Origin of the sequence: Dyadobacter sp. CY327 (assembly GCF_021390415.1) — a bacterium.
GTDB lineage: Bacteria > Bacteroidota > Bacteroidia > Cytophagales > Spirosomataceae > Dyadobacter > Dyadobacter chenhuakuii.
Window position 1 is genome coordinate 31,494 of the sequence record NZ_JAJUXJ010000002.1, and the last position, 14,804, is coordinate 46,297.

At 44.8% G+C, this 14,804-nt stretch carries 15 protein-coding genes; 7 read left to right on the forward strand and 8 right to left on the reverse strand.

From position 1 onward, the window contains the following. Nucleotides 1-14: 14 nt before the first annotated feature. The 6 genes from LZG74_RS09755 to LZG74_RS09780 all read left to right on the forward strand — a co-directional run bounded on the left by LZG74_RS09755 (nucleotide 15) and on the right by LZG74_RS09780 (nucleotide 3,256). The gene (locus LZG74_RS09755) at nucleotides 15-320 is read left to right on the forward strand and encodes an AraC family transcriptional regulator (RefSeq protein WP_233796390.1); all 306 of its coding nucleotides are present in this window, start codon (nucleotides 15-17) and stop codon (nucleotides 318-320) included. Nucleotides 321-838: 518 nt separating this feature from the next. Beyond that, a complete protein-coding gene (locus tag LZG74_RS09760; RefSeq protein ID WP_233796391.1) occupies nucleotides 839-991 on the forward strand; it encodes a hypothetical protein in 153 nt (50 codons plus the stop codon). A 100-nt stretch (nucleotides 992-1,091) separates the two neighbouring features. Beyond that, nucleotides 1,092-1,499, forward strand: a complete 408-nt coding sequence (locus tag LZG74_RS09765) for an XRE family transcriptional regulator (protein WP_233796392.1) — start codon at nucleotides 1,092-1,094, stop codon at nucleotides 1,497-1,499. An 87-nt stretch (nucleotides 1,500-1,586) separates the two neighbouring features. Then, nucleotides 1,587-1,817, forward strand: coding sequence for a hypothetical protein (locus LZG74_RS09770; protein WP_233796393.1), 231 nt, complete (start codon nucleotides 1,587-1,589; stop codon nucleotides 1,815-1,817). After that, nucleotides 1,783-2,208, forward strand: a complete 426-nt coding sequence (locus LZG74_RS09775) for a putative toxin-antitoxin system toxin component, PIN family (RefSeq protein ID WP_233796394.1) — start codon at nucleotides 1,783-1,785, stop codon at nucleotides 2,206-2,208. The genes LZG74_RS09770 and LZG74_RS09775 overlap by 35 nt, the downstream gene beginning before the upstream one ends. Before the next feature lie 175 nt (nucleotides 2,209-2,383). Then, nucleotides 2,384-3,256, forward strand: a complete 873-nt coding sequence (locus LZG74_RS09780) for an RES domain-containing protein (RefSeq protein ID WP_233796395.1) — start codon at nucleotides 2,384-2,386, stop codon at nucleotides 3,254-3,256. Nucleotides 3,257-3,973: 717 nt separating this feature from the next. Here the strand turns inward: LZG74_RS09780 and LZG74_RS09785 are convergent. Beyond that, nucleotides 3,974-4,267 carry a hypothetical protein gene (locus LZG74_RS09785; protein ID WP_233796396.1) on the reverse strand — a complete coding sequence of 98 codons (294 nt, stop codon included), beginning with the start codon at nucleotides 4,265-4,267 and terminating at the stop codon, nucleotides 3,974-3,976. Next, nucleotides 4,264-4,515 carry a hypothetical protein gene (locus LZG74_RS09790; protein ID WP_233796397.1) on the reverse strand — a complete coding sequence of 84 codons (252 nt, stop codon included), beginning with the start codon at nucleotides 4,513-4,515 and terminating at the stop codon, nucleotides 4,264-4,266. Before LZG74_RS09790 ends, LZG74_RS09785 begins: the two co-directional genes overlap by 4 nt. Before the next feature lie 280 nt (nucleotides 4,516-4,795). Here LZG74_RS09790 and LZG74_RS09795 point away from each other — a divergent pair, with 280 nt between their 5' ends. Then, nucleotides 4,796-5,362 carry a cupin domain-containing protein gene (locus LZG74_RS09795; RefSeq protein ID WP_233796398.1) on the forward strand — a complete coding sequence of 189 codons (567 nt, stop codon included), beginning with the start codon at nucleotides 4,796-4,798 and terminating at the stop codon, nucleotides 5,360-5,362. A 72-nt stretch (nucleotides 5,363-5,434) separates the two neighbouring features. Here LZG74_RS09795 and LZG74_RS09800 read toward each other — a convergent pair whose 3' ends face one another. Genes LZG74_RS09800 through LZG74_RS09825 form a run of 6 tightly spaced genes read right to left on the reverse strand, consistent with a single transcriptional unit; the run spans nucleotide 5,435 to nucleotide 14,787 of the window. Next, the gene (locus LZG74_RS09800; RefSeq protein ID WP_233796399.1) at nucleotides 5,435-6,343 is read right to left on the reverse strand and encodes an alpha/beta hydrolase; all 909 of its coding nucleotides are present in this window, start codon (nucleotides 6,341-6,343) and stop codon (nucleotides 5,435-5,437) included. A 42-nt stretch (nucleotides 6,344-6,385) separates the two neighbouring features. Next, nucleotides 6,386-8,584: an alpha-galactosidase gene (locus LZG74_RS09805; protein ID WP_233796400.1), complete on the reverse strand. Its 2,199-nt coding sequence runs from the start codon at nucleotides 8,582-8,584 to the stop codon at nucleotides 6,386-6,388. Nucleotides 8,585-8,611: 27 nt separating this feature from the next. Then, nucleotides 8,612-11,353, reverse strand: a complete 2,742-nt coding sequence (locus LZG74_RS09810; RefSeq protein WP_233796401.1) for a PQQ-dependent sugar dehydrogenase — start codon at nucleotides 11,351-11,353, stop codon at nucleotides 8,612-8,614. Between the two features lie 53 nt (nucleotides 11,354-11,406). Continuing rightward, nucleotides 11,407-12,717 carry a serine hydrolase gene (locus LZG74_RS09815; RefSeq protein ID WP_233796402.1) on the reverse strand — a complete coding sequence of 437 codons (1,311 nt, stop codon included), beginning with the start codon at nucleotides 12,715-12,717 and terminating at the stop codon, nucleotides 11,407-11,409. Between the two features lie 30 nt (nucleotides 12,718-12,747). Then, nucleotides 12,748-13,608 (reverse strand): hypothetical protein, encoded by an 861-nt coding sequence (locus LZG74_RS09820; protein ID WP_233796403.1) that lies wholly within the window; start codon nucleotides 13,606-13,608, stop codon nucleotides 12,748-12,750. A gap of 18 nt (nucleotides 13,609-13,626) precedes the next feature. Further along, nucleotides 13,627-14,787 (reverse strand): glycan-binding surface protein, encoded by a 1,161-nt coding sequence (locus LZG74_RS09825; protein WP_233796404.1) that lies wholly within the window; start codon nucleotides 14,785-14,787, stop codon nucleotides 13,627-13,629. Between the last annotated feature and the right edge of the window lie 17 nt (nucleotides 14,788-14,804).

Here is a 14,804-nt window from a genome sequence, read left to right on the forward strand (position 1 = left end):
AAGTCGAGAGAATCTTGAACAATCACTTTGATTCCGATCAGCTCAACAATGGTTTACCCACGGCACAATTTCTGGCCGAGGAATTACATTTGTCTTCCAAGTATCTGAGCGATTGCCTGAAACAGCTCACCGGGAGCACTACCCAACATTTGATCCACGAAAAGCTGATCGAACGTGCTAAAGAGCGATTATCGACAACGCATCTATCTGTTAGTGAAATTGCCTATGCATTAGGTTTCGATTATCCGCAATCGTTTAGCAAGCTTTTCAAAACGAAGACACGGCAAACACCGCTGCAATTCCGGGCGGGCTATAATTAGGAAGTTTACCGGGTATTTCGTCTCATCATGCTCAGGGAGGATTGTGTGATTAAAAAACGAGAAAAAAGAAAGCCTTTCTAGCAGTGGCCCTCTATCAGCCAAAAGGAAATGGAATAAGTGCCCATCGGGCTGGCGGTTTAACTTTTCACCTCCTCTGCGATGGAAGAAGCCGCCATTATGCCGTAAGCTTTTGGCAGCTTCTCACAGTCTTAGCAAATAGGGCCACTTATTTAGCTGCCCTTTTGCCGAGTTTGTTTGTCAGACTTCAACTAGCGGAATTAATGCAATCAAAGTTTTTCTAAAAAGATAGAATTTCTTAAATTTGATAGGTCCGTTGCCAACTAAAATATCAAGGTGAGCAATTCGAGAGCAGGCAAAAATAGCTTTATAAATTATTCATTCAGAGCAGGTTACAAATAAGTTCGAATCTCTTCCTCTCTGCAACTGCCAGTTTTCGAAAGAAAGCTGGCTTTTTTTATGTCCAAAAGGTTGAAGGAGCTAGCCTGGAAAGGTAGTACATGCTTTATTCGCTAGACACCACACCCAAAGCTGGAAAATTTGATTTACAGAATGTCGAAACACTACAAATCGCCATTATACCAGCACAAGCCACGGATCAGGATAAAAAAGCATTTGCCGACATGGCGATTCAAAAAGTAACGCTGGAATGACCTAACCGCCCGGTAACTTACAAGCCATAGCCCGTAAATTATCCGGGAACTTACCGGGAGATTTACCTAAATTGCCTTTTTAACCAAACACCCGTTCCCGATGACACATACTATCTCCAATCCCAAGATCCACGAAGGCCGCAATCTTAAAAGATTTCGGGAAATGCTCGCGATCAAACAAGACGCCCTCGCATTCGAACTAGGCGAAGATTGGAACCAGCAAAAAGTCTCCCTGCTCGAACAGAGGGAAAAGATCGATTCCGATATCTTGGAGCAAGTGGCGGCAATTTTGAAAATCCCAGCTGAAGCGATTCGGAATTTTGATGAAAATCAAGCGATTAACATCATATCCAACACATTTGATAACGGCTCAGCCATTTACCAAACCAACAATAACCCGATCGACAAATTAATGCAGCTTCACGAGGAGAAGATTGCTTTGTATGAGCGGATGTTGAAGGAGAAGGATGAGATGATGGAAAGGTTGGAGCGGTTGATTGGGAAATAACTGACTATCGGCATAGAAACCTTGTTGCGTTTCGATGGCAATGATTTTTCTAGTAACTTGTATTTCTGAACGGTAAAATTGAGGGAAATGAGAACAGGTAATGCAATGACACAGACCGAATTCATAAAGACCTTTGAGGCCTTCCCAGCAAAGGCACGGCTATCTATTGCAAAAAAAATACAGGATCGCATGATTGATCAACTCTTCGAAGAACTCGACGCAGAACTGCCTGATGTCGAAATGTCTACCCAAGAGATCCAGGATGAAATCAATGCGTGCCGGAATGAAAAAAAGCAAAAAGCTCAGCATCGTCCTTGATGCTAATTGGTATATATCTGCCTGTATCAGTCGAAAATCCCGCCGAACACTTTATTATAGTATTCTTAAAAATCCAGACATGCAAGTATTCTATTCATCTGACTTGATGGATGAATTTAGTGATGTGATAGGACGCCCAAAATTTGCAAAATATATTACGCACAAGCAAGTAAACCGCTTTAAGATCATTGCATTGAAGTTTTTGAAGAAAACCAAGGATGGAATAGCACCTGAAATTGTCCGGGATAAGAATGACAATTATTTGCTGGGCGTTTGTGAAAGTTGTGAGGCTGATTTTTTGATTACCGGTGATGAAGATTTACTAGTGTTAGAGGAATATCAGAAAACTAGAATTGTCACAATGGGACGGTTCATGCAAGACACCTTGTAAAGTTATACAGACTGCGTAAACTAAACTTAATGCACTTCCCAAAAATTCCTTTATACAAAACGGTTGTTAATGCCAGAAATTTGACTCCTGAACAGGAGGCAATAAGTGAAGCTATGTCTAAGCGAGACGTTTCTAAAAAAACGAAAAAATACTACGCGCATGCCGGGATTTTTATTTGAAGGCATACAAATTTCTAAAAAATATTGAACTCTCAGCAATAACCGTCAACGAAGAGAAACGCATTAAGGACTTCTTAGGTGAAATATTGCTTTTTGTAGGAATTTTGCAAGAACCTTTATATTTTAAATACCTATATAGGATAACAACTGTTAGAGATATTTTTCTTGACGGGGACAAGGTTAGAAATCCAGATTTTATCAGCTACCCGCCATTATCCGTGGTAAAAAGCAATGGATTTTATGGAAGAGCAAATACACCAGATTCAACAGTACTTTATTGCTCATTCCATCCAAATATTGCACTATTAGAAATAAAACCAAAAGTTGGTGAAAGAATAATAATTTCTCAGTGGGAAAAAGAGAATAATGATCCTTTTATCAGCTCCCCAATATTGAATAGTAGCATAACAGCTAATGAAGGCGTGCTTAAAACATTCAAATCATTTGAAAAAATGATGAAGAATCAAAATTCTCTATTCAAAAGAATTACGAGTTTATATTTCGAATTTATCGCTCATGAGTTTGTAAAAGATATTGCCATATCAAGCAAAAAGAGATTTGAATATCTCTTTAGTGCATATATTTCTGATATGGTTCTTCGAAATAGATATGCTGTCGGCGATTCTATCCCTCATTATGACTGCATTATATATCCAAGCATTGCTGCCAAACATCGAACGGATAATGTAGCGATTTGTCAAGAATCAGTCAAAAAAATCAAACCGGTATTTATGGAAGACTGTGTCGTGATGGAGACACGATATGATAATCTGGATATGCACGCTCCTGATAAATCGATAATTAGTGGGCGGATTCTAAAAAGTTCAGATGTAATAGAAAAAGACTCAATCATTTGGAACGATGACTAGTTGCATTTAAGAAGCGCTATTTATTTTTATTTAAAATCCGTTCACAGTGTAATAATCTTTCCGATTGTAATCGTGATGCATTGATGACTACCTTCGCCTCATCTATCCAATCATTGAATAAACTGTGACCATTTTCGTATTTGCCGAAAAAGGTCATTGTTATGACAAATAGGCTATATCACAATCGAATCACCCCACACTAACCCCAATCAACTCAACCGCCAGCAACTCCTCAATCCGCACGATCATTTCAATCTTAAAATTGCTATCCCCTTTCACCCAGGGCCACAGTTTGAGGTCTTACCTGCAAATTCTCAACCAAATCCTTCGGGCTCGTTCCAAGTTTTCGCAATGTTGCTAGGATATTAACCGCAATAATTCTTGATTTTTCAAGTCCTTTCGGATTTTCGGCTTTTCAGGATGCGCGCTCCTTCCATCTGCTAGAGAAGCGGTGACGGATTCTTAGTTCTGTAATATATTTCTCTCGTTTGCATAGTCATTCAAATCAATGTATTCCCGGCATACTGCGAATATTTCACCTGCAAGCATTAAGAAACTATTTCTATCACAATGTACAAAGGCGTAGTCGTGTAGTTTAAAATTACAAGATTGTAATTTTAAACTTAGAGAACTTTGGATCCGCTTGAAAAATCGGATTTATTGAAGGTGACCAGTTCTGTGCAATGATCTTCGGCTATGGCTGTATGAATGCAATCACTAATATTTTGAAAAACCAACCAACTTAGCTAGTTGAATGCCGCGCATCATTTGGTTTAAATCATATGGTGCCGGTTCTGAGTGCAAAAAGGTGTTTAGCATCCGCTCAATGTTGTCTGGTTGTTGCCCCAAAAGATGCAGTACATAAGCCACCTCTTGCATACAAAGCAATGAAAAAAAACGGTTATTGTCTGTGGACGCCTTATAGAGTGGGTAAGCTAGCTCTGCTTTATCGGGTTCTTGAGAAACAAGCAGATGGATTAAAACATCGGTATCAAAATAGACTTTGTTCATTCGCCCAGCATTTCATTTGCCAGGTCTGTCAAATTTAAATTAGCAGGGACACGTACATCTTTAAAGAGCTCGCGCAGTTGCAGGGTCTTTTTATAAAGCTCTTTTTGATCAACCGGTGCGGCAATAGGCTCGTCATCAATGATGAGTCGAAATGTACGACTTCCAAATTTGGCTTTGGCAGTAGCAAGAATGTTCTCTATCACTTGCGCGTTGATGTTGGCGGGATTTATCTGAAATGTTTGCTGCATAGTACTGGTCATTTCCTCGAAAATACAATGTTTACAGGAAAAATTCAATGAACAAACCTGAATACTGGAAGAGTGACTTCCATTCGCGCTATTTCCAACTTATTTAAAGGTAGCGCTCGGCACGTGCGACATCCTTACATTAGTTGCACCTCTCCTCTAAAATATCAGCTTACTAAATTAACGCAAACGCCACGCGTCCATTTAGCCGTAATGCGCACATTTGCCCTTTTTCCCGAATGCCTTTAACCTGAACAAATCAACCTTAAACACTCATCATCCTATGAAAAGAAACGCATTCATTGGCAGTATGGCTGCCATTTGTTCACTTCCTGCCATTGTATTTGCGAAGGCAGCGGCTTTAAAAGGAATGATCGAAAAAGTATTTAAAACCAAGGCTGGGGAAGGCCGCAAACATGGTCACATCCAGTTAAAGGGGGTCAATGCGAATGTGTTGGATGTTAAGGTTTCGGGTAGCGATACGAATGGTGGTTTTGCGATTTTTGAGCAAACCTCCCTCAGTCAGGGCCGCGGAACTCCGCTCCATGTGCATCCGGGCCAGGATGAAGTTTTTTATGTGCTTGAAGGCGCTTATGAATTCCTTGTGGATAAGGAAAGATTTAGCCTGACGGCCGGTGAGAGTATCTTTCTGCCGCGAGCCGTCCCCCACGCCTGGACGCAGGCATCGGCCAAAGGCAAAATGCTGGTAACCTTGCAGCCGGCTGGAAAATTGGAAGATTTTTTCTTGCAAATGGCGGCGCTGACGCACGATCCTACGCCACAAGAAATCGCCAAAATATTTGAACAAAACGAAATGAAGGTGGTTGGGCCACCGTTGAAACTGGATTAACAGTGGCCTTTCTGTGGGGACAATCAGGTTTTGCTATTAATCAGTAATTTCAGAAGATCCAGTTAAATACACTTACTTTTTCTGAACCATTCCAATGTCTGTTAGCCACCCTAAAAAGCTCTCAGGCCAGTATTTTAGGGTTTCGCCTTTTGTAAAATCCATTGCAAATCCGTGAGAGCCTTTGTTGTAAATATGCATTTCGGCTGGAATTTCTGCTTTCAGTAACGATGAATAAAAATCAACACATTTGGCGGCTGTGGTCAACTTATCGTCGTGGGCATTGATGAGGAAAATCGGGGGACAACTTTCCTTTCGAACCGTGTAGGTTTTTAGAAATGCAGCATAAAAAAGACCGGCGAAATTGGGTTTCCAGCTAACCTTGCCAGGTTCTTTATTTATTTCGTCGGTTGCTGCAAGTTCTACCGCCAATGTTCCGCCTGCCGAAAAACCTGCTATGCCAATTTTATTGGGATCAATTTTAAGTTTAGCTGCATCTTTTCGCAAAGTGATAATGGCCTGCTTTGCGTCATCGAATGCAGCTGCGAAATAGGTTTCTCTGGGAATTACAAAATTTTTGGTGCTATCCCTGGTATTCAGGCGATACTTCAACACCATCGATGCCACGCCCCGTTCTTTCAGCCAAAGCGCAAGGTCTGTTCCTTCCCGATCAAACCAATTATCTACAAAACCGCCTCCGGGACATATCACAACCGCAACGCCCGTTTCCTTTCCCGGCGGTGGTAAATGCAGCACGTAAGTAGGAACGGACACTTTGCGAAAGACCCGGTTCTTTTTTGAAAGCGACTGGGAATTTACATCGAAGTTTACCACCTCTTCGCCAGTAGTATATTGCACAGGATTATCTGTGATACCCGATGGCCATAGCGGTTTTTCTTCGGATGTTTGGGCATCAGCGGAAAATCGTAGGGTAAGCGAAAGCCCGATCGTTAAAAGCGTTATCGATATGTATTTCAGGTTCATAGCACAAGATTTATAATCATAATCTCTTCAAAAAATAACACCCTACATCGCCTCAATCTCCAACACCACGCTCGTTCTCCTCACATTCACCACCGGATTAAAACCAACCGTCATCAGATATTCTCCGGAATAAAACTGATCTTCCTTAATCGCAGATTTGGTCCCAGGATAGAGATTCAATTCTCGTACTTTATAATTCTTTGCTGCATCCAAACCTTCCAGGCGGATCGGCGTGTCGGAGCCGTCACCGTTTCTGTTGCCGACTAAATAGGAGAATAGAATGGCTTTGGATTTGTTTTTCGCCGTGTACATCAGCGCGGCGTAATCACTTTTCTTTGGGTCGACCAACCGGAAAAGATCGCCCTGGAAAATGATGTCTTTCACTGCATTGTAATTTGCGACTGCCTGCTGGCTGAATTGCAGGTCTTTTTCATTTAAATGACTGACCACAATGTCATAACCCAGTCGTCCCATCATCGCCACATCAGTGCGGAATTTCAAAGGCTGTTTTCCCCAATCGGTTACGTGTGCGCTTTGCGCGATCGAGGGAAAGAAGTACGAATATTCCCATTGCATAAATACGCGCTCCAATGGATCGGTGTTGTCGCTGGGCCAGAATTCTGTGAAATATTTCAGCGCTTCATAATCGACACGACCGCCGCCGCCCGAGCAAAGCATCATGGGCACTTTCGGATATTTTGCGCGCAGCTTTTGCAGCACTTTATACAGTCCTTTCACATAATCCACATAAAGCTTGCCCTGACTTTGCTTGCTTTTTTCAAGGTAAGCCGAGTAAGGGTTGAATGTGGTTGCGTTGCAGTCCCATTTGATGTAGGCGATGTCCGGATTTTCGGTAAAAAGCTTATCCAGAATGCCATAGACAAAATCCTGAACTTCCGGGTTTGACAAATCCAATGGAAGCTGATTTCGCATATAATGTTCGGGGCGCTGCGGCTGTCTGATGACCCAGTCCGGATGTTTTTCATACAACTCGCTTTTCGGATTGACCATTTCCGGCTCAACCCAGATCCCGAATTTGATTCCTGTTTTCTGCGCTTCTTTTACCAGATAGCCAATTCCGTTGGGCAATTTCTTTACATTTTCCTGCCAATCTCCCAAGCCCGCCCCGTCGCTGTTTCTTGGATATTTATTGGCAAACCAGCCGTCGTCCAACAAAAACAGATCAACGCCCAGCTTCTTGCCATCTTTGAAAAGCTCAGACAGTTTGCTTTCGTTAAAATCAAAATAAGTGGCTTCCCAGTTGTTCAAAAGCGTCATTCTGGTGCCTTCACCGTCCAGGATCCGGTATTTTCTGGCCCAGTTATGCAGGTTGCGGCTGGCTTCTCCTTTTCCGTTCTCCGAGAATGTGTAGATAAAAGAAGGTGTTTTAAATTCCTGTTTCGAGGCAAGCGGATATTCTGAGGAATAAGGATTGATACCCGCGATCAACCGCAGATTATGATAAGAATCAACCTCAAATTCCATTTTGAAATTGCCTGACCAAGCGAGTGTTCCCAGTAAGACTTTCCCTTCCGTTTCTGTTGCCGGTTTATCAAAAGACAAGGAAAAACTCGGTGGCTGATAAAGATTGGCGCGTGTTCCGAGTTTCGAATCCAGCACCCGGATCCCGGCCGTCAATTGTTCTTCTTCCGGATTCATTTCTTTGGCCCAGGTGCCATTGTAATGCGTCAGATAATAGTCTTTTGCGATGAAATAGAGATTGGCGGAAGCGTATTTTTGAAGCGTAACGGGTTTTTTCTCTTCGCTTTTGATCACACTCCATTGCTCCACCACATTTTCCTGAAAATAAGTTTTGTAAAAAAGTGTCACTTCCACTGCATAGACCGGGTCTTTCAACACAATGCTCGTAAGACTTACATTGTCGTTTTCCTTTGTGGTGTTGTGGCTTACATAAACAAGATCCAGTGATTTATTTCCGTCCCCATGCGTCAGTTGCAATGCTGGTTCGGAGACATTCCAGGTTCCCGCCGGAGTATAAGCCGAGTTATAAATTCCCGCATTTCCATCCTGTTGGCGGCTCTGCGATGGAATGAGTTTGTATTCTGCGGACTGACTTAGTTTCTTTCCGAAATAAGTGATTTCAAGATGATTATCCTTGTCTGTTTGCAAGACCAGCACATTCTGTCTGGTTTCAATCGGGATGATCGTTGGCGCATTCTGGGCAAACGAGCTGGCTGCGGTTACCGCCAGAAAAACGCTGTTGAAAATAAGCTTATACACAACTATACTATTTGATATGGATTGATTTTATTCACCGGCGCCGAAACGAATAGCCTTAATTCGGATAGGCGCTCCGGTGAAGACAAAATAAACATCTTTTACACCAGAACCTGCACCGGCAGCAATGTCAAGGATCATTTTATCACTGTATTCACCGGAAAATTTTCCGAGAACAGCTCCATCCGCGCTTCCCGCACGCGCCTCGATCGCTCCCGAAGGCGGTGTCGGTGCATTCCGCCCGGATGCACGAATAATTTCGATTTGTTTGATACCGGTCAAATCAGTGCCTTTAAACCTGAAAGACGCGCCGGAATTTCTGACAAATGCCATCGTACTGTCATTGTTAAAACTGATGTCTTTAACCTGGTCGGCCAATGCGACTGGCACCAACGGATTGCGAAGGACAAGCGTTGCTTCCGAGGATTGCGAGGACGCTGTTTTTGTGCCCCTATCGGCATATGCGGCGCGGAATATGAAGCTGCCTTCCGTATCGCCCTTGGGAACGACGGTCGTATAGGTGCCTTTCACAGGCAATGTTTTGGCCGGTTTGGGCGCGTCCGACAAGCTCATAATGTAACGGACAATTCCTTTCACATCGCTTTCCGCCATGGTCGGGTGGGCGGGCATGAATGCATCCCCCCAAACGCCCGAACCGCCATTTAATATCTTCTTGGACAGACCTGCAATTGCCGTTGGATCACCCTTGTATTTGGCAGATATAGCCGTAAAAGATGGCCCCAAAACCTTTTCTTTAATAGCATGACAAGCCTTGCAATCGCCATTATTGATCAGCGAAATCGCAGTTGCATATTGCGCCGAAGCATCCACGCTCATTTGCTTTTGCGCGATCCGGGTTAAGTTAAAACCCTCGGAAAGATAGTTCGTACTGACCGAAACCTGGGAAGGCGCAATATTCTTGTTTGCAAGACTGCCATCTTCCTTGTCGCTCACACGCACCTCATAATCAATGCTTTTTCCTGGAAAATAGAAGGTGGAATTTCCTTTGGTTATTTTAAATTCAACCACCGGAGGTTCGTTCCCAGCTTTAATTTCAACCGATTTGGTATTCTTTTCTCCGGCTTTATCCGTGACAGTCAAAGTTGCCTGATAAGTGCCCGGCGTGGTAAAAGTGATCGAAGGATTCGCCTCTTTCAGCGTTTTGAAAACGGCTTTGTTCTTGCTGACAACCCATTCGTATTGCAGCGCGTCGTCTTCGTCAAAGTCTTTGGTGCCTTCCGATGACAGCGTGACTTGCATGGGAAGCGCGCCCGCCGTTTTGCTGGCTGATGCTTCTACCAATGGTTTTCTGTTCCCGCTGTTGTATTCGATCCGGATCAGTTCTGCCTCGGGGTTATCTTTGAAATAACCGTTTCCATATTCCAGCACATACAAATCACCGTCAGGCCCGAACTTCATGTCGATCGGCCCTTTTAATTTTAGGTCAGGAAGAAAGCGCTCCATGGATTTGTATTCGCCTTTTTCATCCATTTCCACCACATTGATCCAGCCTCTTACCCAGTCGGTGATGAACCACTTTCCTTCGTAGTATTCGGGAAATAATCGTGATGCGTTTTTTAAATCATCTTTTCTGAACACCGGGCCGCCAACTGCGCTGTTACCGCCACTTTCCATGAGCGGGAACTCCTGGCTTTGCGCTTTTGAATACCAGATAAAGGCAGGCTGTGCAGCCGGAAGCTCCTTTAAACCGGTGCTGTTCGGAGAATTGTTGACCGGATGGGCGGGGTCAAAAGGCGCGCCGGAAACTTTGGTGGCGAAGTCGTACTTTACATAAGCCTTATTATTGGCAACAAAATACGGCCATCCGTAAAATCCGGGTCCTTTGGCGCGGTTGAATTCATCATAGGATTGCGGTCCGCGTTTTTCGATATCATCACGGGAACCATCCGGGCCTACTTCTCCCCAGTAAAGCCATCCCGTTTTCGAATCGATCGTTGGCCGCCAGGGATTTCTGTTGCCCATTGTATAGATTTCAGGTTTGGTCTGCGGCGTTCCCGGAGGAAAAAGATTGCCTTTGGGAATGGTGTATGTACCATCCGGTTCAGGATGAATGCGCAAAATTTTTCCTCTCAAATCATTGGTGTTCGGAGATGATTTCTGGGAATCGCGGGGTGATTCTCCCGGCCTTTCATCAAGCGGCGCAAAACCGTCGGAAGCGCGCGAAAATGTATTATCACCCGTAGTCAGATACAGGTTTTTGTCTTTGTCGAAAAGCATTCCTCCGCCTACGTGGCAGCATTCTTCGCGCTGCACCGGCACTTCCAAAACCACTTTCCGCGAGCTTTCCAGCAACTCTTTGCCATGCCACTCGTAACGCACCAGCACGTTTTTTGCCTCGTCGCCAGCCAACGAGTAGTAAATGTAAATCCAGTGGTTTTTGTCATAATCCGGATCCAGGATCACGCCCTGCATGCCATCTTCCCCTTCGGTGACCTCGCCCGCTTTATTTACATATTTTGTACTGACGGCAAACTCAGCCACCGTTTCCATGGCCTGCGATTTCGGATCATACACCTTCAACTTACCTTTCCGCTCCGCATAAAGTACCCGCCCGTCTTTCAGGATCTGAAACTGCATGGGTTCTTCAAGCCTTTGCGCAAGAACAACTTTGGTGAACCGGTTAGCTTCCGGTTTTTTAGGTGTTTGGGCAAATAAACTTTCGGTTGTTAAAAGCAAGCTTAGCAATGCAGAAAAGAGCATTGAAGGTTTCAGCACTGCATATCGATTGCAGAAATTGTCTGATTTTGACATTAGGAAAATGCTTAAATAAATTTCAATTTTAGAAGTCTGAACAGCTGACAATATTACCTGAAGAGCTGATAAGCTTTGCTCAAAAATGGCTTATACATCGGCTCGTGTTTGGGCATATTCAGGTAAAACAGCACGATCATATTGTTTTCGGGATCGATAATGTAATCCGTGCCGTAAAGTCCTCCCCAGGCAAATGCGGTGTTGGAAACTTCCGGAACCGGTTTCTTCTCTGCATTGTATAGCTCGAATCCAAGCCCGAACTGAAAGCCTTTTCCGCCGGAATTCACCTCAGGCAGGCGGTTCACTTTGGTCATCAGCTCAATGGTCTCCGGTTTGAGAATGCGCTTGCCATTGTACTCGCCTTTGTTGAGCAGCATTTGGCAGAATTTGGCATAGTCGCCGATAGGTCCGTTTAATCCAATAGCGCCCTCGGCATAAGTTTGTACCGGGCTGATCGTGGTCTCGCTATACTTGTTGGATTCGGCCACGAGTTTGCCATCGATGTCGCTGTAAGCCTTCACGAACCGGCTCATTTTCGAGGGCTCATAATACCAGTCTGTTTCGGTCATTCCCAACGGATCCAGAACCGTTGATTTGACATATTCACGCAGACTTTTGCCCGAAATGAGCTCCACCATATAAGCCAGCATATTGGTGCTGATATGGTAACTCCATTCGCTTCCCGGATCGAAACCCAAGGGATACTTAGCAAGCGCGATCATTTCATCTTTCAGATACTTCGAAGTGCCAGCGCCGCCGGTCCGCTGTCCCGGTCCTGCCGGTGACGTGGCTCCTGAGGTTGCAGCGGCGTTTTTTTTCTCCATTTCGGCACGACGCGCCTTTCCTACCAGCCCGGCGCTGATGCCCGACGAGTGCGACATGAGATGCGCAAATGTCATTGGCGTCTTCACCGGCCTTGTCTCAAATATCCCATCTTCTTTAATGGCCGTCGCCACTTTATCGGATATCTCGGGGAAATATTTGGAAACCGGATCATCAACCGAAACCAATCCCCTTTCCACCAGTGTCATAAATGCTACGGTCGTCACGGCTTTGGTTTGAGAAAACAGGATATAGTAATCATCCACGGCCGCCGGAACCTTGTTTTCAACGTCTTTATACCCAAATGCTTTGTTATAAACGACATTCCCGCCTTTGGCAACAAAACCTACAATGCTACTCGCCTTTTTCTGATCAATAAAACTTTGTAGCAGCGAGTCAATGCGTTTTGTTTTGTCTTCGCTCGTGCCGGTGGCTTTGAGGTCAGCTTTGTAGTTTAATGTTTGCGGAGCGGGCGATTTTTGCTGGGCAATCGTGCTGTTGAATGCAGCTAAAAGCGCAATGCTTAGATAGATTTTTTTCATAATAATTTAAAGGGTTAGGAATAGCAAAGCTTACTTCTCGCCAACGAATTTTAGTGAATCTTTCGATTCAACAGGCGGGCCAGAATAGGCAATCAAACTAATTTTTCCCTTCGTGGCTGTTTTGGGAATTTTTACAACCAACTGACCAGGTGCTTTGCTGACGAACGCGGTCACAGGCTCTGTTAAACCGGTAAATAGCACGCCCATTGTCAAATCCAGATTGGTGCCCGTAATGGTCAGATTTTTCTCACGTTCGGCAACCGCTGGCGCGAAGCTTTTTATTGCTGGCAATGTGATGACCAGTTCCGTTTCGGATTCAATGGAGAGTGGTTCGGTGCCACCGGCTGAAAAAATGACCGGGCCGGTTTGAGCGCCAAAAGGCACAGTTACGACCAGCTCCGTCATGGTTTGGCTTACAAATTCGGTTACCGTCGTATCCTGCGCAAATGTGACCCCCTTCACCCAATTCAGGTATTTCCCTGAAATGGTGATCTTATCGCCGGGTTTGGCCTGAGCGGGGATTTTGGTAATTTCTACGGGCACTTCCAGGCTCAGTATGGTTTTGGAAACAATGTCCCCTGCGGTTGTTTTCAGGGTTACAAGCCCTTCCGAGGTTTCGTTGGGAACGGTCAGCACAATGCGATCGGGAGTTTGTTTTACAAATGCAGACGCCGGAACGCTGGCGCCTGTCAGTTCAACGGAAGTTACTTTATCCAGATTTTTACCAATAAAACTGATCGTATCCCCCAAGCTCACGCCCGAAGGCCCGAAACTCAGCAATTGCACTTCGCTGCTTGTGGCAACTTCGTCGTCGTTGCAGGCTATCAGCAGCCCCGCAAGCACTAGAAAAACCGCTGCGGTAAGAAACCGCAAATCATATATTTTTTTCATCCTGAATGTCTTTGAATGTTACTTTTTGAGAATTTTTGGCACTACCCTGAAATTGTCCATGGATATATCAGCATCCAGGTCTCCTCCGCCGTGGAATAGCAGCCGGGTGTAATAACCGTTGGGATTCACAGCCATTTTTACGCCCAGACTTTCATAGCTGGCTGCTATTTCGTTAAAAGGAATAACAACCGTTTTCCATTCGCCCTTCGTATCGTAAGGCGGCGCCCACTGGTAAGCGTCGGTGGTAAAGTCTTTTGCCAGCCCCACATTGATTTTGAGCAAATTATTATTGTAAGGTTTTAAAGTATTGACCTCAAATTTCAGGTTATAATCTGCCGGTCTTAAAATCGCTTCGTCTGGAATGTTTTTACTGATCGGCCCCATGGCATCAGGTGGTCCTCCTGCTACTTCCTTCCATTGCCAGCCACTGACCACTTCTTTCACCCGAATGTAATTTCCATTAATCGCCGACGGATCTCCAGCGCCTGGCTTAGTAACCACATAAGCCTGGTTCCACCAGCCTGTAAAGGGATCATTACTCAAAAAGATGTTGCGATTATCCCGGAACCAGAAGTCCGACTTCGTTTCTCCAAAAGCAGTTTTTACCGTCACCTGCCCTGGCAGCGAGCCTTGGGGCACGCGCACCTGGATGATCTGGTCGGTTACCGAAACCAGCTCACCCGTTGCACCTCCTGCAAATGTGACCGTAAGCGGCGGGTAAAAATAGTTTCCGTTAATGGTCGCTATGCCGCCCGTTGCCACATATTCACAGTTCATGCCCGTCAGTTCGGGTTCGCTGATCTGCACTTCGAAATCGTGTTCGAGCGTCCGGCCGTTTGAGAAAATCATGCGCATCTTGTTGCTGATCTCCTTCGGGACCATTGCGGGAACACTCACCAGAATGCTCTTACTGGTAATGTAAGTGGGTGTCAAAACCGCTTTCTGATCATTGAACCATATTTCGGTAACGTCCTGCAAATTCTCCCCAACAATCGCGATGAGGTTGCTTTGGAAAGCGCCAACCAGCAATGAATCCGACGAAGCCGGGTTGGTCACGCGGATGTAAGTAATGGAAGGTTCGCCATGCGTGTCAACGTCATCTTCCTTACACGAAATCTGAAATGCAGCCATGAGCACCAGCAGGGCAAACATCAGGGCCGATCTATATCTGTTTTTCATTTGAATGTCGATTTTTA